Annotated in this window: 18 protein-coding genes; 9 read left to right on the forward strand and 9 right to left on the reverse strand. The window is 65.4% G+C overall.

What is annotated here, in order from left to right:
• Positions 1 to 58 precede the first annotated feature (58 nt).
• From KSS93_RS04310 to KSS93_RS04320, 3 genes are read left to right on the forward strand one after another with little or no spacing between them, the layout of a single operon-like run.
• Positions 59 to 2,176, forward strand: coding sequence for a putative bifunctional diguanylate cyclase/phosphodiesterase (locus tag KSS93_RS04310; protein ID WP_217887290.1), 2,118 nt, complete (start codon positions 59 to 61; stop codon positions 2,174 to 2,176).
• 39 nt (positions 2,177 to 2,215) lie between these two features.
• The gene (locus tag KSS93_RS04315) at positions 2,216 to 2,716 is read left to right on the forward strand and encodes a M48 metallopeptidase family protein (protein ID WP_217840626.1); all 501 of its coding nucleotides are present in this window, start codon (positions 2,216 to 2,218) and stop codon (positions 2,714 to 2,716) included.
• Between the two features lie 14 nt (positions 2,717 to 2,730).
• Positions 2,731 to 3,033 carry a winged helix-turn-helix domain-containing protein gene (locus tag KSS93_RS04320; RefSeq protein ID WP_217840625.1) on the forward strand — a complete coding sequence of 101 codons (303 nt, stop codon included), beginning with the start codon at positions 2,731 to 2,733 and terminating at the stop codon, positions 3,031 to 3,033.
• 11 nt (positions 3,034 to 3,044) lie between these two features.
• Here KSS93_RS04320 and KSS93_RS04325 read toward each other — a convergent pair whose 3' ends face one another.
• Positions 3,045 to 3,497 carry a GNAT family N-acetyltransferase gene (locus KSS93_RS04325; protein WP_217887291.1) on the reverse strand — a complete coding sequence of 151 codons (453 nt, stop codon included), beginning with the start codon at positions 3,495 to 3,497 and terminating at the stop codon, positions 3,045 to 3,047.
• A gap of 202 nt (positions 3,498 to 3,699) precedes the next feature.
• Here KSS93_RS04325 and KSS93_RS04330 point away from each other — a divergent pair, with 202 nt between their 5' ends.
• Complete coding sequence (locus KSS93_RS04330; RefSeq protein WP_217887292.1) at positions 3,700 to 4,437, forward strand: substrate-binding periplasmic protein; 738 nt, start codon at positions 3,700 to 3,702, stop codon at positions 4,435 to 4,437.
• Positions 4,438 to 4,581: 144 nt separating this feature from the next.
• Here the strand turns inward: KSS93_RS04330 and yccS are convergent, their stop codons facing one another.
• The 4 genes from yccS to mdtD all read right to left on the reverse strand — a co-directional run bounded on the left by yccS (position 4,582) and on the right by mdtD (position 11,186).
• Complete coding sequence (gene yccS / locus KSS93_RS04335; RefSeq protein WP_217887293.1) at positions 4,582 to 6,765, reverse strand: YccS family putative transporter; 2,184 nt, start codon at positions 6,763 to 6,765, stop codon at positions 4,582 to 4,584.
• A 228-nt stretch (positions 6,766 to 6,993) separates the two neighbouring features.
• Positions 6,994 to 8,175: a BaiN/RdsA family NAD(P)/FAD-dependent oxidoreductase gene (locus tag KSS93_RS04340; protein ID WP_217887294.1), complete on the reverse strand. Its 1,182-nt coding sequence runs from the start codon at positions 8,173 to 8,175 to the stop codon at positions 6,994 to 6,996.
• Between the two features lie 136 nt (positions 8,176 to 8,311).
• The gene (dbpA, locus tag KSS93_RS04345; protein WP_263975049.1) at positions 8,312 to 9,649 is read right to left on the reverse strand and encodes an ATP-dependent RNA helicase DbpA; all 1,338 of its coding nucleotides are present in this window, start codon (positions 9,647 to 9,649) and stop codon (positions 8,312 to 8,314) included.
• A gap of 109 nt (positions 9,650 to 9,758) precedes the next feature.
• Positions 9,759 to 11,186, reverse strand: a complete 1,428-nt coding sequence (mdtD, locus tag KSS93_RS04350) for a multidrug transporter subunit MdtD (protein WP_217887296.1) — start codon at positions 11,184 to 11,186, stop codon at positions 9,759 to 9,761.
• A 120-nt stretch (positions 11,187 to 11,306) separates the two neighbouring features.
• On the opposite strand from mdtD, the gene KSS93_RS04355 reads away from it, so the two are divergent.
• A complete protein-coding gene (locus KSS93_RS04355) occupies positions 11,307 to 11,543 on the forward strand; it encodes a hypothetical protein (RefSeq protein WP_217887297.1) in 237 nt (78 codons plus the stop codon).
• 100 nt (positions 11,544 to 11,643) lie between these two features.
• Here KSS93_RS04355 and KSS93_RS04360 read toward each other — a convergent pair whose 3' ends face one another.
• The 3 genes from KSS93_RS04360 to KSS93_RS04370 are packed head-to-tail and all read right to left on the reverse strand — an operon-like array spanning position 11,644 to position 16,241.
• Complete coding sequence (locus tag KSS93_RS04360) at positions 11,644 to 12,972, reverse strand: TldD/PmbA family protein (protein WP_217887298.1); 1,329 nt, start codon at positions 12,970 to 12,972, stop codon at positions 11,644 to 11,646.
• Positions 12,972 to 14,414, reverse strand: coding sequence for a TldD/PmbA family protein (locus KSS93_RS04365; RefSeq protein WP_217887299.1), 1,443 nt, complete (start codon positions 14,412 to 14,414; stop codon positions 12,972 to 12,974). Before KSS93_RS04365 ends, KSS93_RS04360 begins: the two co-directional genes overlap by 1 nt.
• A 30-nt stretch (positions 14,415 to 14,444) precedes the next feature.
• A complete protein-coding gene (locus KSS93_RS04370; RefSeq protein WP_217887300.1) occupies positions 14,445 to 16,241 on the reverse strand; it encodes an acyl-CoA dehydrogenase in 1,797 nt (598 codons plus the stop codon).
• A gap of 221 nt (positions 16,242 to 16,462) precedes the next feature.
• Between KSS93_RS04370 and KSS93_RS04375 the strand changes: the two genes are divergently transcribed.
• The 3 genes from KSS93_RS04375 to KSS93_RS04385 all read left to right on the forward strand — a co-directional run bounded on the left by KSS93_RS04375 (position 16,463) and on the right by KSS93_RS04385 (position 17,697).
• A complete protein-coding gene (locus KSS93_RS04375) occupies positions 16,463 to 16,819 on the forward strand; it encodes a type II toxin-antitoxin system RelE/ParE family toxin (RefSeq protein WP_217887301.1) in 357 nt (118 codons plus the stop codon).
• Positions 16,820 to 16,848: 29 nt separating this feature from the next.
• A complete protein-coding gene (locus KSS93_RS04380) occupies positions 16,849 to 17,133 on the forward strand; it encodes a helix-turn-helix domain-containing protein (protein WP_217887302.1) in 285 nt (94 codons plus the stop codon).
• Between the two features lie 327 nt (positions 17,134 to 17,460).
• Complete coding sequence (locus tag KSS93_RS04385) at positions 17,461 to 17,697, forward strand: hypothetical protein (protein ID WP_217887303.1); 237 nt, start codon at positions 17,461 to 17,463, stop codon at positions 17,695 to 17,697.
• Positions 17,698 to 17,859: 162 nt separating this feature from the next.
• Here the strand turns inward: KSS93_RS04385 and putA are convergent, their stop codons facing one another.
• Positions 17,860 to 21,813: a trifunctional transcriptional regulator/proline dehydrogenase/L-glutamate gamma-semialdehyde dehydrogenase gene (gene putA, locus KSS93_RS04390; protein ID WP_217887304.1), complete on the reverse strand. Its 3,954-nt coding sequence runs from the start codon at positions 21,811 to 21,813 to the stop codon at positions 17,860 to 17,862.
• 359 nt (positions 21,814 to 22,172) lie between these two features.
• Between putA and putP the strand changes: the two genes are divergently transcribed.
• Positions 22,173 to 23,648, forward strand: a complete 1,476-nt coding sequence (putP, locus tag KSS93_RS04395) for a sodium/proline symporter PutP (protein WP_217887305.1) — start codon at positions 22,173 to 22,175, stop codon at positions 23,646 to 23,648.
• Positions 23,649 to 23,758 lie beyond the last annotated feature (110 nt).

Consider the following 23,758-nt stretch of genomic DNA (forward strand, 5'->3'; position numbering starts at 1 on the left):
ACTAGAGTAACTATCGGATCCAATCTGATGTAGCAGTCGGTCCTACAAGAGAAGCAGCATGGATGTCGCTCACACACAACAGTCGGACAACCGCTCGACACTACTGGTCGTAGATGACTATCCGGAAAACCTCATCAGCATGCGGGCCTTGCTGTCGCGCCAGGATTGGCAGGTGCTGACCGCAAGTTCCGGCATGGAAGCCTTGAGCACCCTGCTGGAGCATGAGGTGGATCTGGTCCTGCTCGACGTGCAGATGCCCGAGATGGACGGCTTCGAGGTGGCCCGGCTGATGCGCGGCAGCCAGCGCACGCGGCTGACCCCGATCATCTTCCTGACTGCCAACGAACAATCCGAAGCCGCCGTGCTCAAGGGCTATGCCAGCGGCGCGGTGGACTACCTGTTCAAACCCTTCGACCCGCAAATCCTCAAGCCCAAGGTACAGGCGCTGCTGGAACAGCAGCACAACCGGCGCATGCTCCAGCGCCTGACCCGCGAGCTCGAGTCGGCGCGGGCCTTCAACGCCTCCATTCTGGAGAACGCCGCCGAAGGCATCCTGGTGGTGGACGAGTCAGGCACCATCGGCTTCGCCAACCCGGCCATCTCGCGGCTGCTGGAAACCCCGGTGGACGAGCTGCAGGGCGCCCACGTGCTGGACCTGATCCAACTGCCCTGCGCCAGCCTGTGGCGTGAGTCGGACTTCTACCAGGCCTACCTGGGGCGGCAGATCTTTCGTGTGCACGATGCCCAACTGCGTACCCAGCACGGCCAGCTGGTGCCGGTGGCGCTGTCTTGTGCGCCGCTGCCGGCCGAGCAGAAGGCCATGGTAGTGACGGTGCTGGACATGTCGGTGGTGCGCAGCCTGCACCAGCAGCTGGAGTACCAGGCGGTGACCGACCCGCTGACCGGCCTGCTCAACCGCCGCGGCTTTTACCAGACTGCCGAGAGCGCGTTGCTGCGCAACGAACGTTCGGGCAAGGCCAAGGCCCTGATGTACATGGACCTGGACGGCTTCAAGCGCATCAACGACCTGCTTGGCCACGAGGCCGGCGACCAGGTGCTGCGCTGGGTTGCCGAGCAGCTCAAGGATTGCCTGGGCAGCGCCGCGCTGCTGGCACGTATGGGCGGCGACGAGTTCACCGCGTTGTTCGACGGCCTGCCGTACCCCGAGCAGGCCGGGCGCTTCGCCGAGCAGTTGCTGGAGCGCATGTCGGGCTTCAAGGAAGTGGACGGGCTGGAGGTCAGCCTGGGGGTGAGCATCGGCATTGCCACCTACCCTGATTGCGGTGCCAACGTCGAAGGCCTGCTGCGCGCAGCGGATGCAGCGATGTATGCGGCCAAGCAGGCCGGGCGCCAGCAGTACCGCTTCTATGACGAGGAACTCAACGGCCGCGCCCGCTCGCGCCTGATGCTCGAGGACAGCGTGCGCGCCGCCATCGAGCAGAACGACTTCACCCTGGTCTACCAGCCGCAGGTGGCCTTTGCCGACGGCCGCCTGCGCGGCTTCGAGGCGCTGCTGCGCTGGAAGCACCCCAGCGTCGGCGACGTGCCGCCGGGGCTGTTCATCCCATTGCTGGAAGAGGCCCGGCTGATCAACCGCCTGGCCAGCTGGATCTACCGCAAGGGCGCCGACCAGCGCCGTGGCTGGGGCGCACGCTTTGGCCCCGAGCTGGTGCTGGGCATCAGCCTGAGCCGCGCGCAGTTCGCCATGCCGGGGCTGGCCGACGAATTGGCGCGGGTCATCGATGAATACGGCCTGCTGGGGCATCAGCTGGAAGTGGAAGTGGCCGAAACCTCGCTGATGTACAACATCGATGCGGCGGTGAAGCAGGTCAACCGCCTGCGCGAGCTGGGCATCCGCGTGGCGCTGGACGACTTTGGCGCCGGCGACTGCTCGCTGCGCATGCTGCGCGATTTGCCCATCGACACCCTCAAGCTCGACCGCCACCTGGTAGCGCGGTTGCCCGAGTCGGCGCCCGACATTGCCCTTGTGCGCAGCGTCATCGCCCTGTGCGCGGCCTACGACATCACTGTCATCGCCGAGGGTGTCGAGACCCAGGCCCAGGCCGAATGGCTCAAGGCTGCCGGTTGCGCCTACGTGCAGGGCTTTCTGGTGGCGCGCCCGATGACCGCGGCCGATGCCGGCGACTTCCCGGCGGTTTTCCCCTGGGGCACATGATTGGCTAAACTCGCGCATCCTCGTGCCGATGCGCCAGCCATGACTGCCTTACGTTACCTGCAAGCCTACCCGCCACACCTTCAGGAACAGGTGCGCCAGATGATCGCCAGCGACCGCCTGGGCGCCTACCTGCAACAGCGCTACCCCGAGCGCCACGGGGTGCAGAACGACAAGGCGCTGTATGCATACGCCCAGGACCTCAAGCAGTCATTCCTGCGCAGCGCCCCGCCGCTGGACAAGGTGCTGTTCGACAACCGCCTGGACCTCACCCACCGGGCGTTGGGGCTGAACACTGCGGTATCGCGGGTGCAGGGCGGCAAGCTCAAGGCCAAGAAGGAAATCCGCATCGCCTCGCTGTTCAAGGAGGCGGCGCCGCAGTTCTTGCGCATGATCGTGGTGCATGAACTTGCACACCTGCGCGAGCGTGACCACAACAAGGCGTTCTACCAGCTCTGCCAGCACATGGAGCCGGACTACCATCAACTGGAATTCGACCTGCGCGTCTACCTGACCTATCGGGAGCTGCCGGGCAACACCTGAGGGACAAGCACCCCATGACCACGGAAGTGAGCAAGACCCGCAGCAGCTTTTACCGCCGCCTGTATGTGGCCTGGCTGATCGACAGCCAGACCGCCGCCAGCGTGCCGGCGCTGATGGAGGCCACCGGCATGCCCCGGCGCACCGCCCAGGACACCATCGCCGCCCTGGCCGACCTGGATATAGTTTGCGAGTTCGAACAACAGGCCGGCGCGCGCAACCATGCCGGCAGCTACCGCATTCGCGACTGGGGGGCGATCGACAAGCAGTGGATCACCCGCAACCTGCGCCAGTTGCGCGAAGTCCTCGGCTATCCCTGACACGCCTCTGCTCAGGCCTTGCGCATGCCGATGTGCGGAATATCGTCTTCCAGATATTCCTCGCCCACCGCAACGAACCCGTGCCTGGCGTAATACCCCTGCAAGTGCGCCTGCGCCGACAGGTACACCGGCGTGCCCGCCCAGCAGTGTGCGGCGCACTCCAGCCCCTTGAGCAACAAGGTGTGGCCCAGGCCACCGCCACGCGCCGCAGGTGAGGTCACCACCCGGCCAATCACCACATCACCGCCTTGCGACTGCGGGTCGAGCAGGCGCAGGTAGGCCACCAGCTTGCCGTCCTGCCAGCCCATCAGGTGCAGGGTGTCACCCACCAGGTCCTGCCCGTCGACCTCCTGGTAGGCGCAGCGTTGCTCGACCACGAACACCTCGGTGCGCAGTTGCAGCATGGCGTACAGCTGATCTTTGTCGAGGTCGGTATGGTGCTTGCAGATCCATTCGAGGGTCATGGCGGGCTCCTGTGGGCTGGGCCGTGGATGATCGCAAATCCCGCCGCCGAGCACGAGCGTCAATCCATACGGCCAAAATAGAGGCTAAATGACATGATTGCCCGCTGTGGCCGGCGGGCGGCTTGTGTAATCTGCAAGGCGCGTTACGGATAAAGATCGCCAGACTTCAGCGTGGGCTCCCCAACTGCAAAGGGACTTGAGCATGCGGCCACTGCTTTGCGTTCTTGGAATACTGGGCGTGTTGTATACGCTTCCGGCCCTCGGCCAGGAGCGTTTGCGCCTGGTGGCCGACAGCTGGCCGCCGTTCACCGACAGCAGCATGCCCGGCGGTGGCCTGGCCACCAGCCTGGTCACCACCGCGCTGAACCGCGCGGGCTTCACCACGGTGTTCGAGGAGGTGCCCTGGGCGCGGGCGCTGATGGGTATCGGCGAGGGGCGCTACGACGTGCTGGTGAACGCCTGGTACAACACCGAGCGCGAGCGTATCGGCCAGTTCTCCGGCACTTACCTGACCAACCGCATCCGCCTGCTCAAGCGCCAGGGCCAGGCCTTCAGCTACCGGCGCCAGGCCGACCTTTACCCCTACAGCATCGCCGTTGTGCGCGATTACGCCTATTCACCGGTATTCGACAGCGACCCGCGGCTGAACAAGGTGGTGGTGCGCAACTTTTCATCGGCCGTGCGCATGCTGGCGGCGGGCAGGGTCAACCTGGCGGTGGAGGACGAGTACGTGGCCCGCTACAACCTGCAGCGTGAGCCCCAGGCGGTGCGCGACTCGATCACCTTCGTCGAACGGCCGCTGGGGGAGAACAGCCTGCACATTCTGGTCAGCCTCAAGCACCCGGAGCACGGGGTGATCGTGGCGCGGTTCGAGAAGGCCATTGTGGCGATGAAGGCTGATGGCAGCTATGAGCGGCTGTTACGCCAGCATGGGTTCTGACGACCTGATCCGACGCGATCCCTGTAGGAGCGGCCTTGTGCCGCGATGGGCTGCGCAGCAGCCCGGGGATTTTGCATGATGCCAAGATCGTAGGGCCGCTACGCGCCCCATCGCGACACAAGGCCGCTCCTACAGAATGCGCGTTTAGCTTGGCTGGCCTTCCTTGATCAAATGCCCGGCCAGGGTGCGCAGCGGGCCCAGTTGCCGGCAAATCAGCGCCAACTGGGTCTGCACCAGCCGCTGATGCTCGTCCAGCTCTTCAGGCATCTGCTCCAGCGCATTGGCCAGCGCTTCCTCGGCATCACTGTGAATCGCCACCGGCAGCCGCGCCGCCAAACCATTGGCCAACTCGTCCAGGCTGCTGGCCAGGGTACGCCCGGCGCCATCAATCAACTGCTCATGCACCTCGGCCGGCAACGCGGTGTCACGGTGCGCGCCCAACCCCGACAGGTAGCTGAGCAGGGTGTGCGACAGCACCAGGAAGCGAAAGCCCACGTCGGCCTCCTTACGGAAGTGCCCCGGCTCCATGAGCATGTTGGCCAGGGTGGTGGACAGCGCCGCGTCGGCGTTGTGGGCGTTGCGCCGGGCCAGGCGGTAGGCCAGGTCGTCGCGCTTGCCGTGGGCGTACTGCTGCATGATCTGGCGCAGGTACTCGCTGGCGCAGGCCAGGGTGTTGGCCAGCACCTTGTTCAGCCGCCGGCCCTGCCAGTCGGGCAGGAACAGGAATACCGCCAGGATGGCGATCAGGCTGCCCACCAGGGTGTCGAACAGGCGCGGCAGGAACAATCCGTAGCCATCGCCGATCTGGTTGAAGCAGAACAGCACCATCAGGGTGATCGCCGCCGTGGCCAAGGTATAGCGGGTGGTGCGATTGACGAAGAACACCACCCCGGCCACCACCGCAAACGCCGACTGCACCAGCGGGTTGGGGAACAGGTCGAACAGCGCCCAGCCCACGGTCAGGCCGATCGCCGTGCCGAATACCCGCTGCACCAGCTTGCGCCGGGTCGCCCCGTAGTTGGGCTGGCAGACGAACAGCGTGGTGAGGATGATCCAGTAGCCTTGGGTCGGGTGGATCAGGTGCACCATGCCGTAGCCCACCGACAGCGCCAGCGACAGGCGCAGGGCATGGCGGAACAGCAGCGAGGTGGGGGTGAGCTGGGTGCGCAGGCGCTTCCACACATCCTTGAGGTTGCGTGGCGAGCGGTCCAGCAGGCTGCTGTCGCTGGCATCGGCCAGGGTGTCGGGGTTGCTGGCGGCGCTGAGCAGGCGGTCAAGGGTCGACAGGTTGGCCGCCAGGGCCCGCAGTGAGCGCAGCAGCCCGCGCCAGGCCGGGTTGCTCTGGACGCGCAGGTGCTCGAGCGATGCGTTGAGGTCTTCCAGCGCCTCGGGGTAACCGCTGGCCAGCACGAATGGCTGGCGCAGGCGGATCGAGCGCGCCAGCTCCTGGCACGACGAGCCCTGTTTGCGCAGCAGGCGTTGGCAACGGAACATCACGTCGCTGTGGAAAAACGCCTCGGTCAGGGCGTTGTAGGGGTAGTGCGAGGCACTGACCCGCTCGTGGATGTCCTGGGCCAGGAAGTACAGCTTGAGGTAGCGGCTGACCTTGGAGTTGGGCTGGCTGTTGCCGACCCGGTGCAGGATGATTTCTTTGGCTGCGTTGAGCGCCGCCACCACCTTGCCGTTCTGCCGCGCCAGCTCCAGGCGCGTGGCCTCGACGTCCAGGGTGCGCACCGGCTCGAACAGGCTGGCTTTGAGCTTGAGGTAGCTGCCCAGCTCGAAAAACAGCTTGGCCAGGCTTTGCTGCACCGGCTGGTTGGAGAACAGCGCCTGCCACAGCACCGAGAGCAACCCGTACCAGGCCGCGCCGGCTACCAGCAGCAGCGGTTCGTGCCAGAAGTCGGTGACCTCGCCGCCGCGCTGGTCGACGCCGATCATGGTGTACACCGAGAGAATCAAGGTGGCCGAGGCGATCGCCCCGTAGCGCTCGCCCAGCGCCCCGAGCATGGTCAGGCCGAAGGCCGCCAGGGCCATCGAGGCGGCGAAGATCCAGGGGTAGGGGAACAACAGCTCCACCGACAGGGCGGCGATGGCGAAGCAGGTCAGGGTCACCGCCAGGGCGCTGAGGCGGCCCTGCCAGCCGTCGTCGGTCTCGGCCAGGGCGCTGGCGATGATGCCCAGGAACAGCGGGATGAGCAGGCTCATCTCGTTCTGGTACCAGCACCAGGCCATGCTGCCGGTCAGGGCGATGGTGACCCGGATGGCATAGCTGAACTTGTCTTGACCCCACAGGCGACGCAATGAATGGCGAAACGAGCTGGATGACATGATGGCCTGCTGGGCAGAATTCGAGTGAGAACCTTGGGTCGCAGGTTTGACCGGGGCTGCTGCGCAGCCCTTCGCGGGCAAGCCCGCTCCCACAGGGACCGCGCCGTTCTATGGCCAGCGTTATCCTGTGGGAGCGGGCTTGCCCGCGAAGGGGCCGTAGCGGCCCCGCTCAAACCTTCCCAGCACAGACCAGCAAGAAGCGTTCCGTGCTGCTGAATGGATTCTACTCTACACGAACTGCGCTGCGGCGTTGGCCGAAGCCCACGCCCACTGGAAGTTGAAACCCCCCAGGTGGCCGCTCACATCCAGCACTTCGCCGATGAAGTACAGCCCTGGGCTTTTCAGCGATTCCATGGTCTTGGACGACACTTCGCGGGTGTCCACGCCACCCAGGGTGACCTCGGCGGTGCGGTAGCCCTCGGTGCCGGCCGGCACCACCTGCCAGGCCGCCAGTTTGTCGGCTATCTGCACAAGCTCTGCCGGTGTGTACTGCTTGAGCGGTTTCGACACAAACCACTGCTCGGCCAGCAGGTTGGCCAGCTTGCGGGTGAACACCTCGCCCAGCACGGTCTTAAGCTCTGTGTTGGGGCGCTCGACCTGTTGGCCTTGCAGCCACTCCAGCGCGTCGCGGTCGGGCAAAAGGTTGATCTCGACTGTGTCACCGGCCTCCCAGAACGACGAAATCTGCAGGATCGCCGGGCCGCTGAGGCCGCGGTGGGTGAACAGCAGGTTCTCGCGAAAACTCACCCCGTTGCAGCTGGCCACGCAGTCCAGCGAGGTGCCGGACAGCTCGGTGCACAGCGCCTTGAGCTGGGGCTCGGTGATGGTGAATGGCACAAGCCCCGCGCGGGTCGGCAGCAGTTCATGGCCGAACTGGCGGGCCACCTGGTAGCCAAAGCCGGTGGCGCCCAGGGTCGGGATCGACAGGCCGCCGGTGGCGATCACCAGCGACTGGCAGGCGAACGCGCCGGCGCTGGTTTGCAACACGTAGCCGGCGTCGGTCTTTTCGATCTGCTCGATGCTGGTGTTCATGCGCAGCTCGGCGCCGGCCTGGTCGCATTCGGCGAGCAGCATGTCGAGGATGTCGCTGGCCTTGTTGTCGCAGAACAGCTGGCCGAGCTTTTTCTCGTGGTACGGCACGCCGTGCTTGCATACAAGCTCGATGAAGTCCCACTGGGTGTAGCGGGCCAGCGCCGACTTGCAGAAGTGCGGGTTGTGCGAGAGGAAGTTGGCAGGCTCGGTGTACATGTTGGTGAAGTTGCAGCGCCCGCCGCCGGACATGAGGATCTTCTTGCCCGGTTTGTTGGCGTGGTCGAGCAGCAGCACCCGGCGCCCGCGGCGGGCGCTGAGCTGGGCGCACATCAGGCCGGCGGCGCCGGCGCCGAGGATGATCACGTCGGTGGAGTGCACGGTGTAAACCTTTAGAAAATGAACACTGAACCCTGTGGGAGCGGGTTGATCGGAGCGCCGAACCGCCGCGAATACGATGGTGGGTTCACTGCCGCATTCGCGGGTAAACCCGCTCCCACAGGGGCTTTGCGTGGCTTCAAATAATGCGAACTTTCAGGGCTCGGCCCTTGATCTTGCCGCTGTTCAGCCGCTGCATGGCCTGCTTGGCCACCGCGCGCTCCACCGCCACGAAGGCGACGAAGTCGAAGATGGCGATCTTGCCCACCTGCTTGCCCGGCAGCCCGGCATCGCCAGTCAGCGCGCCGAGGATGTCGCCCGGGCGCAGCTTGTCCTTGCGCCCGGCGCCGATGCACAGGGTGCTCATCGGTGGCAGCAGCGGTTCGCCGCCCTTGCTCTTGAGGCTGTCCAGCTGCTCCCAGCGCAGCGGTTGCTTTTGCAGGTCTTCGATGGCCTGGGCGCGGTGGCCCTCGGCCGGGGCCACCAGGCTGATCGCCGTGCCCTTTTCGCCGGCGCGGCCGGTGCGGCCAACGCGGTGCACGTGGATCTCGGCGTCACGGGCCAGCTCGACGTTGATCACCAGGTCCAGGCCGTCGATGTCCAGGCCGCGGGCGGCCACATCGGTGGCCACCAGCACCGAGCTGCTGCGGTTGGCGAACATGGTCAGCACCTGGTCGCGGTCGCGTTGCTCCAGGTCGCCGTGCAGGGCCTGGGCATGAATGCCCTTGGCGGTCAGGTGGGTCACCAGGTCTTCGCACTGCTGCTTGGTGAAGCAGAACGCCACGCAGGACTGCGGGCGGAAGTGGCCGAGCACGCGGGTGACCGCCTCCAGGCGCTGCTGCGGGTCGATCTCGATGAAGCGCTGTTCGATCTGGTTGTCGCTGTGCAGCGCCTCGACCTTCACCTGCTGCGGCTGGCGCATGAAGTCCTTGGCCAGCTGCTCGATGCCGGCCGGGTAGGTGGCCGAGAACAGCAGGGTCTGGCGGCGCGACGGGGTCTTGCCGATGATCGCGGCGATGGCGTCGAAGAAGCCCATGTCGAGCATGCGGTCGGCTTCATCGAGCACCAGGGTGTTGAGACCATCAAGTTTCAGGGTGCCTTTGTCCAGGTGCTGCTGGATGCGCCCAGGGGTGCCGACGATGATGTGCGCGCCGTGTTCCAGCGAGGCGATTTGCGGGCCCAGCGACACGCCACCGCAGAGGGTGAGGATCTTGATGTTGTCCTCGGCGCGGGCCAGGCGGCGCAGTTCTTTGGCCACCTGGTCGGCCAGCTCGCGGGTGGGGCACAGCACCAGGGCCTGGCAGCCGAAGTAGCGCGGGTTGATCGGGTTGAGCAGGCCGATGCCGAAGGCGGCGGTCTTGCCGCTGCCGGTCTTGGCCTGGGCGATCAGGTCCTGGCCTTTGAGGATGACCGGCAGGCTCTGGGCCTGGATCGGCGTCATCGAGGCGTAGCCCAGCGCGTCCAGGTTGGCCAGCATGGCGTTGGACAGCGGAAGGGTGGCAAAGGCGGTGGTTTCGAGGGTCACGAGGCGGGCCTGCTGCAATGCAAAAATGCCGCACAGTCTACCAGCCTCGTGGCCATTCGCCCTACGACTCGACGTGATGTTCCGGACGACGGGCGCGCCTTCCGTCCGTCGGCGACAGTTGCAGGAAGATCGCCGCTGCCAGCATGGCCATCAGGCCGATGGTGACGAAGGTCAGCTGGAACGCCCCCAGGGTGGTTTCCACGCCATCGGCGCTGCCGGCGGCGGTGAAGCCGCCCAGCAGCGCACCGGCGCAGGCCACGCCCAGGCTCAGCGACAGCTGCGCCACCACCGACAGCAGGCTGTTGCCGCTGCTGGCGCTGGCGTCGTCCAGGTCGATCAGGGTCACCGTGTTCATCGCCGTGAACTGCATCGAGTTCACCGCCCCCAGCAACGCCAACTGCACCAGCAACAGGGTGTAGGGCGTCTGCTCGGTCACCAGCCCCAGGCTTGCCAGCAATATGCCCAGCAGCAGGGTGTTGCCGGTGAGCACGATGCGATAACCCAGGCGCTCGATCAGTGGCCGCGCCACCGACTTGGCGACCATCGCCGCTGCCGCCAGCGGGATCATGCTCATGCCGGCCTGGGCCGGCGAGTAGCCCAGCGCCACCTGCAGCAGCAACGGCACCAGAAAGGGCAGGGCGCCGCTGCCCAGGCGGGCGAACAGGTTGCCGAGGATGCCGATGGCGAAGGTGCGCACCCGGAACAGCGACGGTGAGAACAAAGGCTCCGGGTCGCGCCCGGCGCGCAACCAGTAGGCGGCCAGGCAGGCCATGCCGGCGAACAGCAGCAACATCACCCGCAGGTGCGGCAGGTGCAGCTCGCCCAGGCCCTCCATGGCGATGGTGATCAGCACCATCGCCGCGCCGAACAGCAAAAAGCCCGGGGTATCGAAGCGGGTGCGCTCGCTGCCGCGCAGGTCGGGGATGAACTTCCACACCGCGTAGCAGCCCAGCGCGCCCACCGGCAGGTTGAGCAAAAAGATCCAGTGCCAGCTGAGTATCTCCACCAGCCAGCCGCCGAGGGTCGGGCCCAGCAGCGGGCCGAGCAGGCCGGGGATGGTGATAAAACTCATGATCCGCACCAGTTCGGTGCGCGGGTAGGCGCGCAGCACCACCAGCCTGCCGACCGGCAGCATCAGTGCGCCGCCCAGGCCCTGGACGATGCGCGCGAAGATCAGGAAGCCCAGGCTGTTGGCCATGGCGCACAGCAACGAGCCGAAGCTGAACAGCAAGATGGCGCCGAAGAAGATGCGCTTGGTGCCGAAGCGGTCGGCGATCCAGCCCGAGGCCGGGATCAGCAGGGCCACGGTGAGCATGTAGGCGATGATCACCCCCTGCATGCGCAGCGGGTCCTCGGCCAGCGAGCGGGCCATGGCCGGCAGCGCGGTGTTGAGGATGGTGCCGTCCAGCGACTGCATGAAGAAGGCGATGGCCACCACCCAGGGCAGCCAGCGGGCGGTGACGGGGTCCAGCGGGGCACGGTCGGGCATGGGGTCCTCGGAGCGGGTGGGCGACTGTCCCTTTGCAGGGTGTTGGTGGCGCGTGAACGTTGCCTCGGGTTGCCGGCGCCTCTACCGTGGGCGCCTGGCGGTGGTCATGGAGAACACATCATGCCTTTTTTGGCACGCCTGCGCAGGCTGTTGCGGCCCGAGCCGCAGGAGCAGGTGCTCGGTTATTCCATCGAGCAATTGAAGACCCAGTTCGGCGGTAAGGCGAGCCCGGATGTGCCGGCTCCGTGCTCAGGCTTTACCTTGGACCTGATGGAAAGGGGTTTGGCGCCCGGTATTGGCATTGAGGTTGGTGGTGCTTGGCGCAAGTGGTTGGAGGAGCGATATGAAGCTGATTGAGGGTGGCCTGTGATGGCCCAATCGCCGGCAAACCGGCTCCTACAGGGGGCGCGCTTTTCTGTAGGAGCCGGCTTGCCGGCGATAGCGTCAGACCTGCCAATCACAAGGTCAGGGTCAACCCCTTGACCAACGCCCCCGGCAGGTGGCTCGACCCGGTACTGCGCTGCCCGTAGGTGCTGGTGGACAGGATCATCTCCCGCTCGCAGGTCAGCGCCTCCAGCTGGCTGCCCAGCAGGTTGTACAGGCTGTCATCGAAACGCATGGTGCTCACCGGCCCCTGGATCTGGCCGTTTTCCACCCAGAAGGTGGCGAAGCGGGTCAGCCCGGTCATCCGCGCAGCCGGCAGGTCCGAATAGTTCAGGTACCACAGGTTGCTGATGTACAGCCCGGTGCCCAGGCGTTCGAGGATCTGCGCACTGGGCAGGTTGCCCGGCGCCAGGCTCAGTGCGCACGGCGATTCGTAGCTGTCGGCGCCATTGGCCTGAAGTGTGAACTCGGCGGCGCTGCGGGCGCTCACCAGCCGTTCCAGCCCCCGGCCTTCACCGATCAGCAGCAGGTCGCGACGCGGCGAGCCTTCGTCGGAGAACGCCGGGCTCAGCGAGCCGCTGACCTGTTCGCTGAAACTCACCAGCGGGCTCAGTCGTGTATCGCTGTTGTACAGGCGTTGCAGCGAGCTGTTCCCCGTGGCCAGTGCCTGGGCAGAGAAACCACCCCAGCAGAGCATCCCGGCAATCTCGTCCATCGCCCCTGGCGCCAGGTAGGCGCGGTAGCTGCCGGGCTTGAGGGTAATGGTCGGGCGGCCCAGGTGCTCCAGCTGTTCGCGCGCCAGGCGCAGGCGCGCGGCAAAGGCTTCGCCGCTCCAGACCTGGCCTGCGTAGTTGGCTTTGACCGCCTGACCGTTGGCGTGGAACAGGCTCCAGTCGAAGTTGAAACTATTGGCCTGGTGCCAGCCGAAGGCGCCGAACGAGCTGGCGAAGCCTCGGCAGATGGGGCCGGCGGCGTAGATGCCGACCAGGTCCAGGTCGTTGGCCTCGCGCTCGACCAGGGCCAGCACTTCATCCAGCTCGGGCAGTGGCTGCTCCAGCAGGCTGTGGCTGCGCCAGGCACTCTCATCGAGGCTCAGGTACGGATCGACCGGCAGCAGCGGCAAGGTTTGACGCAGTTGCCCGAGGCCATCGTGCAGGCGCTGGCGATCCAGCTCGGTGTCATCGCCCAGGGTGATCTGCTGCTCTGCCTGGCGGCCATCGTGAATCAGCCGCAGCTGCACGCTGGCCTGGCTGACCAGCCCGGCCTGGCGCACCTTGGCGTGGTTCAGGCGCACGAACTGCGACTGCTCGGCGCTGTAGCCGAGGGTGAACTGCTCGCCCGGCTGAAGCGCTGTACGCAGGGCGGCGAGCAGGGCTTCGAAACGTTGTTGGTACAGGCTCATCAGGCGTCCCCTCCGAATACATCGATCTGGCGGAACACGCAGGCCGGCGAGGCATGGCCGACCCGCACCACCTGGTTGGGTTCGCCCTTGCCGCAGTTGGGCGTGCCCAGCACCTGGAAGGTGCTGCGGTCGCCCACCGCCGACAGGTTGCGCCAGAAGTCGGCGGAGATGCCGCGGTAGTTCGGGTTTTTCACCACGCCCTTGAGCTCGCCGTTTTCGATCAGCTGGCCCCATTCGCAGCCGAACTGGAACTTGTTGCGTGCATCGTCAATCGACCAGGAGCGGTTGGTGCGCATCAGGATGCCGTGCTCGATGCCGCCGATCAGCTGTGCGAGCGGCTGGTCGCCCGGTTCGATGTTGAGGTTGGCCATGCGGTCGATGGGCGCGCGGTTCCAGCCGCAGGCGCGGCTGTTGGCCACCCCGTCCAGGCCCGAGCGCAGTTGCGACAGCGCACCGCCCAGCGGGCGCAGCAGGCGGCCCTCGCGAATCAGGTACTGCTTGCTGGCCGGGGTGCCGTCGTCGTCGAAGCTGTAGCTGGCCAGCTCTTCGCTGATGCCCGGGTCGAAGGTCACGTTGAGCAGGTTCGAGCCGTATTGCAGGTGGCCGAAGTCGCTGGCTTTGACGAAGCTGGTGCCGGCGTAGTTGCGCTCGTCACCGAGAATGCGGTCCATCTCCAGCGGGTGACCGATGGACTCGTGAATCTGCAGCATCATCTGGTCGGGCATCAGCAACAGGTCGCGCACGCCGCTGGGGGTGTTGGGCGCCAGCAGCAGTTGCAGGGCCTCGTCGGCCACGCGGCGGGCGGCGCCCACCAGGGCGCAGCGTTCGATCACCTCGAAGCCACCCTGCTGGCCGAAGTTTTCCCGGCCCAGGGTGCGGCTCTGGCTGTCCTGGCCGTTGCTGGCGGTTACCCCAAGGCCCGGGAAGACGAAGCGCTGGGCGTGGCGCAGCTCGGCGCCGGCGCTGTTCAGGTAGGTTTGCTCGACCTGGGTGATGCCCAGGCTCGCCTGCCAGTCCACCAGGCGGCTGTCCTTGGGCACGCTGGCGGATTCTGCAGCCAGCAGGGCCAGGCAGTCGGCCAGGTTCGGCAGCGGCTGGTCGAGGTTGGGCGAGAGGTGGTCATGGCGCTGGCTGGGGGCCGGCTGGCCGCTCAAGTCGAGCAGGCTGTGGGGCTTGATGCGCCGGGCCAGCGCTTCGGCTTGCTCCAGAGCGCGTTGCAGGCCGGCTTGCGACAGGTCGGCGGTGGCCGCGTAGGCCTCGACGCCGTTCACCCGCACGCTGAGCATGGCGCCTTCGTCCTGGCTCAAGTGCGGCGGCTCGGCGACGTTGCGCCGAACCGAAAGTGACTGGTGCGACTGCTTCACATGGCGAAGCGAGAACAGTTCGGCCGTGCTGCGCAGCGCGGCGAAGCGCTGGCGCAACAGGGCGCTGGAATCGAACATGCGGGAACCTCCATTATGTGGCGGCTCCCCCTAGAACCACCCCTCTTGCATCCCCAGGCACGTGTCGTCGCGGGCCTCGAGCAATGCGAGGTCATTATGGCAGGGCGGTACTTCCCAGGTCAGGAAATAACGCGCCGCCTGCAGCTTGCCCAGGTAGAAGTCGCGGTCATGCCCTTTCAACAGCCCGACCTCGGCGTGGATGGCCTGCTCCAGCCAGCGCCAGCCGATCACGCAGTGGCCGAAGGCTTTCAGGTACAGCGCCGAGTTGGCCAGGGCACCGGCGACCTTGCCCTGGGCCAGGTCGCCGAGCAGGGCCAGGGTGACTGCTTGCAGGCGGTTGACCAGTTGCTCCAGCGGCTGGAGCAGCGGGTCGAGGTTGGGGTGGTGGCTGGCGCGCTCGCAGGTGCCGGCAATCAGGCGGACCAGTTGCTTGAGGCCGGCGCCGTTGTTTTGCGCAAGCTTGCGCCCCAGCAGGTCGAGGGACTGGATGCCCTCGGTGCCTTCGTGGATCGGGTTCAGGCGGTTGTCGCGGTAGTACTGCTCCACCGGGTACTCGCGGGTGTAGCCGTGGCCGCCAAGAATCTGGATTGCCAGCTCGTTGGCCTTCAGGCAATACGCCGAGGGCCAGGATTTGACGATCGGGGTCAGCAGGTCGAGCAGTTGCTGGGCCTGATTGCGGGCGGATTCGTCTGCGGCGGTGTGGGTGTCGTCGAACAGCCGGGCGGCGTACAGGCCCAGGTCGAAGGCGCCTTCCACGTAGGCTTTCTGTGCCAACAGCATGCGCTTCACATCACTGTGCTCGATGATCGGCACCGCCGGGCTGTGCGGGTCCTTGTTGTCCGGCAGGCGGCCTTGCGGGCGCTGGCGGGCGTACTCCAGCGAATACAGGTAGCCGGCGTAGCCAAGCATCACCGCGCCCATGCCCACGCCGATGCGCGCCTCGTTCATCATCTGGAACATGCAGGCCAGGCCCTGGTGCGGCTGGCCCACCAGGTAGCCTACGCATTGGCCGTTGTCGCCGAAGTTCAGCGCGGTGGAGGTGGTGCCGCGCCAGCCCATCTTGTGGAACAGCCCGGCCAGCAGCACGTCGTTGCGCGGGCCCAGGCTGCCGTCTTGTGCAACCAGATACTTGGGCACGATGAACAGCGAGATGCCCTTGACCCCTGCCGGGGCGCCCGGCAGCTTGGCCAGCACCATGTGCACGATGTTTTCCGAAAGCTCGTGGTCGCCGCCGGAGATGAAGATCTTGTTGCCCTTGAGCCGGTAGCTGCCGTCGCCGGCAGGTTCTGCACGGGTGCGGATATCGGCGAGCGAGGAGCCTGCGTGAGGTTCGGTGAGGGCCATGGTGCCGAAGTAGCGGCCTTCGATCATCGGTTGCAGGTACAGGCGTTTTTGCTCGTCTGTGCCGAAACTCTCGATCAGGTTGGCCGCGCCCATGGTCAGGAACGGGTAGGCCGTGGTGCCGGCGTTGGCCGCCTGAAAGTGTGCGAAACAGGCTTGCGATACCAGGCTCGGCAGTTGCATGCCGCCCACCTCGAAGTCGCGGTTGGCGTTGAGAAAGCCTGCTTCGAGGAACGCATCGACTGCCGGTTTCACCTCCGGGATCAGCTCGGCGCGGCCGTCCACGTAGCGCGGCTCGTGTTCATCGCCCTTGCGGTTGTGCGGGGCGAAGTACTTTTCGGCGATGGTGCGGGCGGTGGTGAGCGCTGCGTCAAAGGTCTCGCGGCTGTGCTCGGCGAAGCGCGGGCGCTGGGTGAGGGCTTCGGCGTCGAGCACTTCGTAGAGCTCGAAGGCGAGGTTGCGGGGGCTGAGTAGGGTCTCGGGCATGGTGGCGGTCCTGATGCGGGATGCAGCGAGTCTAGGTGGCGGTGTTGGGTGGGGGACAGGTTAATAGGTTTGGGTGATATGACCTCAGAAGGCGCTCTGAAAAATGGTGTCATGTAATTGAACTTATATCGATATCGATATAGTTTTAACCTTGCTGCTCATGGAATGCACCGCCCCGAAGTGATCACCTGAGGGCGGGCGTGCAAGGAGGAGCAGGCAAGATGCTAGGTGGGCAGAAACCGATCGAGTGGGTGGGGAGCAGCAAGCAGGACCTGCGGGATTTTCCCCTTGTTGCAAGGCAGCGGGCTGGCTACCAGTTGGAGCTGATTCAGGAGGGCGAGGAGCCTGCCGACTGGAAGCCGATGGAGAGTGTCGGGCCGGGCGCGCGCGAGATTCGAATACGCTGCAAGGACGGTGCATTTCGCGTGTTTTACGTAGTGAGTCGACCTGAGGCGGTCTACGTCCTGCATGCGTTTCGCAAGACCACCGAAAAGACGGAAAAGCGCGATATCGATCTGGCCAAGGCCCGTTACAGGTCGCTGGACACACGCCCCACCCAGCATGGCGGGACGGTATGACACATAGTGATTCATAGAGGGAATTTGAAATGACGAACGAACGCTCTAGCTCGGTTTGGGATGCGTTGGTCGATACGCCCGAAGAGGCCGAAAACCTGCGCCTTCGCGCTAAGTTGATGCGGGTCTTGACCCGGATCGTCCAGTCCTGGGAGCTTTCGCAGAAAGATGCGGCTAGCCGCCTGCATCTGACTCAGCCGCGATTGAGTGATCTGCTCAATGGCAAGATCGACAAGTTTTCGCTTGATGCCTTGGTGAACATTCTGGCGAACGCGGACCTGGAAGTTGATCTTACGGTGAAGAAGAGATCTGCCTGAGCGCGCTTAAAGATTACGATTTGTGTGTGTTTTTTAAGCTTTTCCCTATTGCTTGTAGTCCATTTCCCAAACATGCTCCCGGCCCCTTTCAAGCCATTGCGGTGTGCTGGGTTGGCCCCTAGTCTCGGGCGGTCGTTGCGAAACAGCGACCGGCTTTGACAGGCCGATTAGTCAAACCACATGGCTTCGCCTTTATGGCGGCTGTGCATGGGGCGCTTCGTGTGCGCCGGGTTTTTTGGTTTGCCTACCGGTCTGTCAACCCATGTACAGCTGTCACCCTCTTGTTTGACAGCAAGCGTGTAGTGGCCCCTAAAGAGGCAGACCCACATGCTGAAGATTGTCCCCGACCCACCCCGCCATCCCCATTCCCTCGAAGACACCCTGGTCCAGGCCTCGGAGTACGTTATGTGCGCCCTGACCGTGGCCCATCAGGCCGTACTGCACAAACCTCGAACACCGGCCACGGTGCTGATGATGGCGTCCATGCACGAAATGGAGTCGCTGCAAGCGTTGCTTGAACTGGCTCAGATGCAGATGCCCCAGCAGGCGCGGGTGATGCACTAGGCCGCAAGGCTTATGTTGCCTGGGCGGGCCCTATCGCCGGCAAGCCGGCTCCTACACGGGAGCGCGATCAGCTGTAGGAGCCGGCTTGCCGGCGATAGTGTCCGCCGAACAAACCACAAAAAAGGAGAGCCGAAGCTCTCCTTTTCATTCTCCCCATCACCATCAACCGATGGTCATCAAGCTGGCGTTACCCCCCGCCGCTGCGGTGTTCACACTCACCGCCCGCTCGATCACCAGCCGCTCCAGGGCAATCTGGTAATCGCCGCTGGACAGCCCGTTGACCCCAACGATAGCCCCGGCACGCTTGGCCACCTGCTCGCAGATGCCGCGCAGCTGGTCCGAGTCGCCGTGGTGGATGACCGCGTCGAACGCCACTTCATCCTTGCTCCAGTCGGCCACCAGCTTGACCTTGGCCTGCAGCTCTTTCGGCAGGCGACCGCGCAGGCTCTTGGCCGGCTCGCCGTCCTGGAACACCGCCGAGCTACCCACCGCCAGCACCGCTGCCAGCTGCGCCAGCAGGTCGGCTTCGTTGTCGGCCAGGCACAGCACGTGCTCGCGTGGCAGCACGGTGTAGGTGTTGCGCTCGCCGGTAGGGCCCGGCAGCACGCGGGTGATGCCGCTCTGGGTCTGCTCGGCGAATTGCGCGCACAGGGCGGCAAGCTCGGCTTGCTGGCTGCCCTCGGCCCAGCTCTTGAGCAGGGTCAGCGGCTTGAGCTGCTGGTCGCGCAGGGCGGTGTCCAGCTTGGCATCGGCGTCGGTGCGGGCGAAGTGGCGGGCGATGGCGTCGGCCGGGCGGGTCGACAGCAGGCGGTACAGGTACAGCGGGCCGCCGGCTTTCGGGCCGGTGCCGGACAGGCCTTCACCGCCGAACGGCTGCACGCCGACCACGGCACCGACGATGTTGCGGTTGACGTACATGTTGCCGGCGTTGACGTTGCCCACCACCTTGGCAATGGTCTCGTCGATGCGGGTGTGCACGCCCAGGGTCAGGCCGTAGCCGCTGGCGTTGATCTGCTCGATCAGCTGGTCGAGGTTCTTGCGGTTGTAGCGCACCACGTGCAGCACCGGGCCAAAGATCTCGCGCTGCAGCTCGTCGAAGCTTTCCAGCTCGATCAGGGTTGGCATCACGAAGGTGCCGCGCTTGACCTCGGCGCCATCGGCGATGGCCACCTGGTACACGCTGCGGCCTTTGTCGCGCATGCCCTGGATGTGCTTCTCGATACCAGCCTTGGCTTCGGCGTCGATCACCGGGCCAATGTCCACCGACAGGCGCTCGGGGTTGCCCAGGCGGCTTTCGGCCATGGCGCCCTTGAGCATTTCGATCACGCGGTCGGCGGAATCTTCCTGCAGGCACAGCACGCGCAGGGCCGAGCAACGCTGGCCGGCGCTGTCGAAGGCCGAGGACACCACGTCGATCACCACCTGCTCGGTCAGCGCCGAGGAGTCGACGATCATGGCGTTCTGCCCGCCAGTCTCGGCAATCAGCGGAATCGGCCGGCCCTGGTTGTCCAGGCGCCCGGCGATGTTGCGCTGCAGCAGGCGGGCGACTTCGGTGGAGCCGGTGAACATCACGCCCTTGACCCGCTCGTCACCGACCAGACCGGCACCGACGGTTTCGCCGCGCCCTGGCAGCAATTGCAGCACGCCTTCGGGGATGCCGGCTTCGAGCAGCAGGCGCACGGCCTGGGCTGCGATCAGCGGGGTCTGCTCGGCCGGCTTTGCCAGCACCGGGTTGCCGGCGGCCAGGGCCGCGGCCACCTGGCCGGAGAAGATCGCCAGCGGGAAGTTCCACGGGCTGATGCACACCACCGGGCCCAGCGGGCGGCAGTTGTCGTTGCGCAGGTCGTTGCGTGCCTGCACCGCGTAGTAGCGCAGGAAGTCCACGGCCTCGCGCACTTCGGCGATGGCGTTGGCGTAGGTCTTGCCGGCCTCGCGCACCAGCAGGCCCATCAGCGGCTGGATCTCGGCCTCCATCAGGTCGGCGGCGCGCTCCAGAATGGCGGCGCGCTCGGCCGGTGGGGTGGCCTGCCAGATAGGGGCGGCGTTCACTGCGCACTGCACGGCGTTGCTGGCGTCGGCGACGCTAGCCTCTTGCACCTGGCCGACCACATCGCGGTGATCGGACGGGTTGAGTACCGGCGCTGCGGCTTGCTCGCTGGTGGCGCAGGCCAGCAGCGGGGCGGCCTTCCAGTCATTGTGGGCAGTCGCCAGCAGGGCGCAGGACAGCGAGGCCAGGCGGTGTTCGTTGGCCATGTCGATGCCGGCCGAGTTGGCCCGTTCGCTGCCATACAGTTCACGCGGCATGGGGATGCGCGGGTGCGGCAGGCCGATACCGCCTTCTTGCGTAGCCATGCGCTCGATGCTCGCCACCGGGTCGGCGACCAGCTCCTGAATGGAGATCGAATGGTCGGCAATGCGGTTGACGAACGAGGTGTTGGCGCCGTTTTCCAGCAGGCGGCGCACCAGGTAGGCCAGCAGGGTTTCGTGGGTGCCGACCGGGGCGTACACGCGGCACGGGCGGTTCAGCTTGCCTTCGGCAACCTTGCCCACCACCTGCTCGTACAGCGGCTCGCCCATGCCGTGCAGGCACTGGAACTCGTACTGGCCCGGGTAGTAGTTCTGCCCGGCGAGGGTATAGATGGCCGACAGGGTGTGGGCGTTGTGGGTGGCGAACTGTGGGTAGATGGCTTCCGGTACGGCCAGCAGCTTGCGCGCACAGGCTATATAGGAGACGTCGGTGTAGACCTTGCGGGTGTACACCGGGTAACCCTCCAGGCCCTCGACCTGGGCGCGCTTGATCTCGCTGTCCCAGTAGGCGCCTTTTACCAGGCGGATCATCAGGCGGTGGCGGCTGCGCTTGGCCAGGTCGATAACGTAGTCGATCACGTACGGGCAGCGCTTCTGGTAGGCCTGGATGACGAACCCGATGCCGTTCCAGCCGGCCAGCGACGGCTCGAAGCACAGGCGCTCGAGCAAATCCAGCGACAGCTCCAGGCGGTCGGCTTCTTCGGCGTCGATGTTCAGGCCGATGTCGTACTGCTTGGCCAGCAGGGTCAGCGACAGCAGGCGCGGGTACAGCTCGTTCATCACCCGCTCGTATTGGGCGCGGCTGTAGCGCGGGTGCAGGGCCGAGAGCTTGATCGAGATGCCCGGGCCTTCATAGATGCCACGGCCATGGGAGGCCTTGCCGATGGAGTGGATCGCCTGCTCGTAGGAGGCCAGGTACTTCTGCGCGTCGTGCTCGGTCAGCGCGGCTTCGCCGAGCATGTCGTAGCTGTAGCGGAAGCCCTTGGACTCGAACTTGCTGGCGTTGGCCAGGGCCTCGGCGATGGTTTCGCCGGTGACGAACTGCTCGCCCATCAGGCGCATGGCCATGTCGACGCCCTTGCGAATCATCGGCTCGCCGCTCTTGCCGATGATGCGGGTGAGCGAGGAGGTTAGGCCGGATTCGTTGTGGGTGCTGACCAGCTTGCCGGTCAGCAGCAGGCCCCAGGTGGCGGCGTTGACGAACAGCGACGGGCTGTTGCCCAGGTGCGGCTGCCAGTTGCCGGTGCTGATCTTGTCGCGGATCAGCGCATCACGGGTGCCTTTGTCGGGGATGCGCAGCAGGGCTTCGGCCAGGCACATCAGCGCCACGCCTTCTTGCGAGGACAGCGAGAACTCCTGCAGCAGGCCCTGGACGATGCCGGCACGGCCGCCGGCGCTCTTCTGGTTGCGCAGCTTGTCGGCAAGGGTTGCGGCCAGATTGTTGGTGGCGTCTGCTTGTGCGGCCGGCAGGCGCGCCTGTTCCAGCAGCATCGGCACCACTTCCTGCTCGGGGCGCCGGTACGCGGCGGTGATCGCCGAACGCAGCACCGACTGCGGCAGGATGCTTTCGGCGAATTCCAGGAAGCATTGATGGGCATGGTCGGTGGCTACCTCGCCGGCGTCGTCGCCCAGCGCGGCGGCATGACCGTTGAGGTCGTTCAGGGTGGCACCACCCTCGAGCTTCTCGAGATAGTTGAAGATCGCTTGCTTGATCAACCAGTGCGGCGTGCGGTCGATGGACTGCGCAGCGGCCTTGAGTCGCTCACGGGTAGGGTCGTCGAGTTTGACCCCAAGGGTGGTCGTCGCCATTTCTTATCCTCATTATTGCCACGGGTGTGGCCTCAGCTGAGAGCAAGATTAGCCTGTAGGACATTTGGGGTGCAACCGGGTGCAACCCGATTTTTCTCGGGAAAAGGTGCAACTCGTCTGGCAGGCCCTGGGTAGCACATCAAAGGTGCCTTGTTGGTGCGGTTTATTCTGAAAAACGTAACGTTTGCTCCGAAATGGAGCAAAAAATCGGTATTTGTCGGAAGATCACCGAATGGTGCAACTGGTAAATGAAAAGTGGTTGCGCCTGGTTCGTGTTGTTGCATAGCATGCGCCGCCTGGGTGCAACCTCCGCCTCGCCGGAGGTCGCAAGAGATAAAAACAAACGCCAGGGCACACATATGGGCAACCCACTAACGATCACCTTCGTGGTCTACATCGCGGCAATGGTGCTGATCGGCTTCGCCGCCTATCGCTCTACCAAGAACCTTTCCGACTACATCCTCGGCGGTCGCAGCCTGGGCAGCGTTGTAACCGCGCTGTCTGCCGGCGCCTCCGACATGAGCGGCTGGCTGCTGATGGGCCTGCCGGGCGCCATCTACTTCGCCGGCCTGTCCGAGGCCTGGATCGCCATCGGCCTGACCGTCGGCGCCTACCTGAACTGGCTGTTCGTTGCCGGCCGTCTGCGCGTGCAGACCGAGCACAACGGCGATGCACTGACCCTGCCGGACTACTTCGCCAGCCGTTTCGAAGACAGCAGCGGCCTGCTGCGGATCATCTCGGCCGTGGTCATCCTGGTGTTCTTCACCATCTATTGCGCCTCGGGCATCGTCGCCGGCGCCCGCCTGTTCGAAAGCACCTTCGGCATGTCCTACGAGACCGCGCTGTGGGCCGGTGCTGCTGCCACCATCGCCTACACCTTCGTTGGCGGTTTCCTGGCGGTTAGCTGGACCGACACCGTGCAGGCCTCGCTGATGATCTTCGCGCTGATCCTGACCCCGGTGATCGTGCTGATTTCCACCGGCGGCTTCGACCAGACCTTCGCCGCCATCGATGCGGTCAACCCGGCGCATTTCGACATGTTCAAGGGCGCTACCTTCATCGGCATCATCTCGCTGATGGGCTGGGGCCTGGGCTACTTCGGCCAGCCGCACATCCTGGCGCGCTTCATGGCCGCCGACTCGGTGAAGTCGATCGCCAATGCCCGCCGCATTTCCATGGCCTGGATGATCCTGTGCCTGGCCGGTACCTGCGCCGTGGGCTTCTTCGGCATCGCCTACTTCTCGGCGCACCCTGACCAGGCGGGCCCGGTGACCGAGAACCACGAGCGTGTGTTCATCGAACTGGCCAAGATCCTGTTCAACCCATGGATCGCCGGCGTGCTGCTGTCGGCCATCCTGGCAGCGGTGATGAGTACCCTGAGCTGCCAACTGCTGGTGTGCTCCAGCGCCCTGACCGAGGACTTCTACAAGACCTTCCTGCGCAAGAACGCTTCGCAGAAGGAGCTGGTGTGGGTCGGCCGGTTGATGGTGCTGGCTGTGGCGCTGATCGCCATTGCCATGGCCGCCAACCCGGAAAACCGCGTATTGGGCCTGGTGGCCTACGCCTGGGCCGGCTTCGGCGCGGCCTTCGGCCCGGTGGTGCTGCTGTCGGTGCTGTGGAAGGGCATGACCCGTAACGGCGCCTTGGCCGGTATCGTGGTCGGCGCGCTGACGGTGATCTTCTGGAAGCAGTTGAACACCGGCCTGTACGAAATCATCCCGGGCTTCCTGCTCGCGACTATCGCCATCGTGCTGGTGAGCAAGCTGGGCCGCCCGTCGGGCAGCATGGTTTCGCGCTTCGAAGTGGCCGACAAGGCGTATCACGCTGACAAGTAACGCCTGACAGGCCTGCTTCTGCTGCTTCGCGGGTAAACCCGCTCCCACAGGTCATGCATTGCCCTGTGGGAGCGGGTTTACCCGCGAATGCGCTAGCGCTGATCGGTTGG

The sequence above is a fragment of the Pseudomonas xanthosomatis genome (assembly GCF_019139835.1).
Lineage (GTDB): Bacteria > Pseudomonadota > Gammaproteobacteria > Pseudomonadales > Pseudomonadaceae > Aquipseudomonas > Aquipseudomonas fakonensis.

Coding starts and splice junctions, on each gene's coding strand:
- KSS93_RS04310 (WP_217887290.1), top strand. CDS start 59: ATGGATGTCGCTCACACACAACAGTCGGACAACCGCTCGACACTACTG.
- KSS93_RS04315 (WP_217840626.1), top strand. CDS start 2,216: ATGACTGCCTTACGTTACCTGCAAGCCTACCCGCCACACCTTCAGGAA.
- KSS93_RS04320 (WP_217840625.1), top strand. CDS start 2,731: ATGACCACGGAAGTGAGCAAGACCCGCAGCAGCTTTTACCGCCGCCTG.
- KSS93_RS04325 (WP_217887291.1), bottom strand. CDS start 3,497: ATGACCCTCGAATGGATCTGCAAGCACCATACCGACCTCGACAAAGAT.
- KSS93_RS04330 (WP_217887292.1), top strand. CDS start 3,700: ATGCGGCCACTGCTTTGCGTTCTTGGAATACTGGGCGTGTTGTATACG.
- yccS (WP_217887293.1), bottom strand. CDS start 6,765: ATGTCATCCAGCTCGTTTCGCCATTCATTGCGTCGCCTGTGGGGTCAA.
- dbpA (WP_263975049.1), bottom strand. CDS start 9,649: ATGCTGGCCAACCTGGACGCGCTGGGCTACGCCTCGATGACGCCGATC.
- mdtD (WP_217887296.1), bottom strand. CDS start 11,186: ATGCCCGACCGTGCCCCGCTGGACCCCGTCACCGCCCGCTGGCTGCCC.
- KSS93_RS04355 (WP_217887297.1), top strand. CDS start 11,307: ATGCCTTTTTTGGCACGCCTGCGCAGGCTGTTGCGGCCCGAGCCGCAG.
- KSS93_RS04360 (WP_217887298.1), bottom strand. CDS start 12,972: ATGAGCCTGTACCAACAACGTTTCGAAGCCCTGCTCGCCGCCCTGCGT.
- KSS93_RS04365 (WP_217887299.1), bottom strand. CDS start 14,414: ATGTTCGATTCCAGCGCCCTGTTGCGCCAGCGCTTCGCCGCGCTGCGC.
- KSS93_RS04370 (WP_217887300.1), bottom strand. CDS start 16,241: ATGCCCGAGACCCTACTCAGCCCCCGCAACCTCGCCTTCGAGCTCTAC.
- KSS93_RS04375 (WP_217887301.1), top strand. CDS start 16,463: ATGCTAGGTGGGCAGAAACCGATCGAGTGGGTGGGGAGCAGCAAGCAG.
- KSS93_RS04380 (WP_217887302.1), top strand. CDS start 16,849: ATGACGAACGAACGCTCTAGCTCGGTTTGGGATGCGTTGGTCGATACG.
- KSS93_RS04385 (WP_217887303.1), top strand. CDS start 17,461: ATGCTGAAGATTGTCCCCGACCCACCCCGCCATCCCCATTCCCTCGAA.
- putA (WP_217887304.1), bottom strand. CDS start 21,813: ATGGCGACGACCACCCTTGGGGTCAAACTCGACGACCCTACCCGTGAG.
- putP (WP_217887305.1), top strand. CDS start 22,173: ATGGGCAACCCACTAACGATCACCTTCGTGGTCTACATCGCGGCAATG.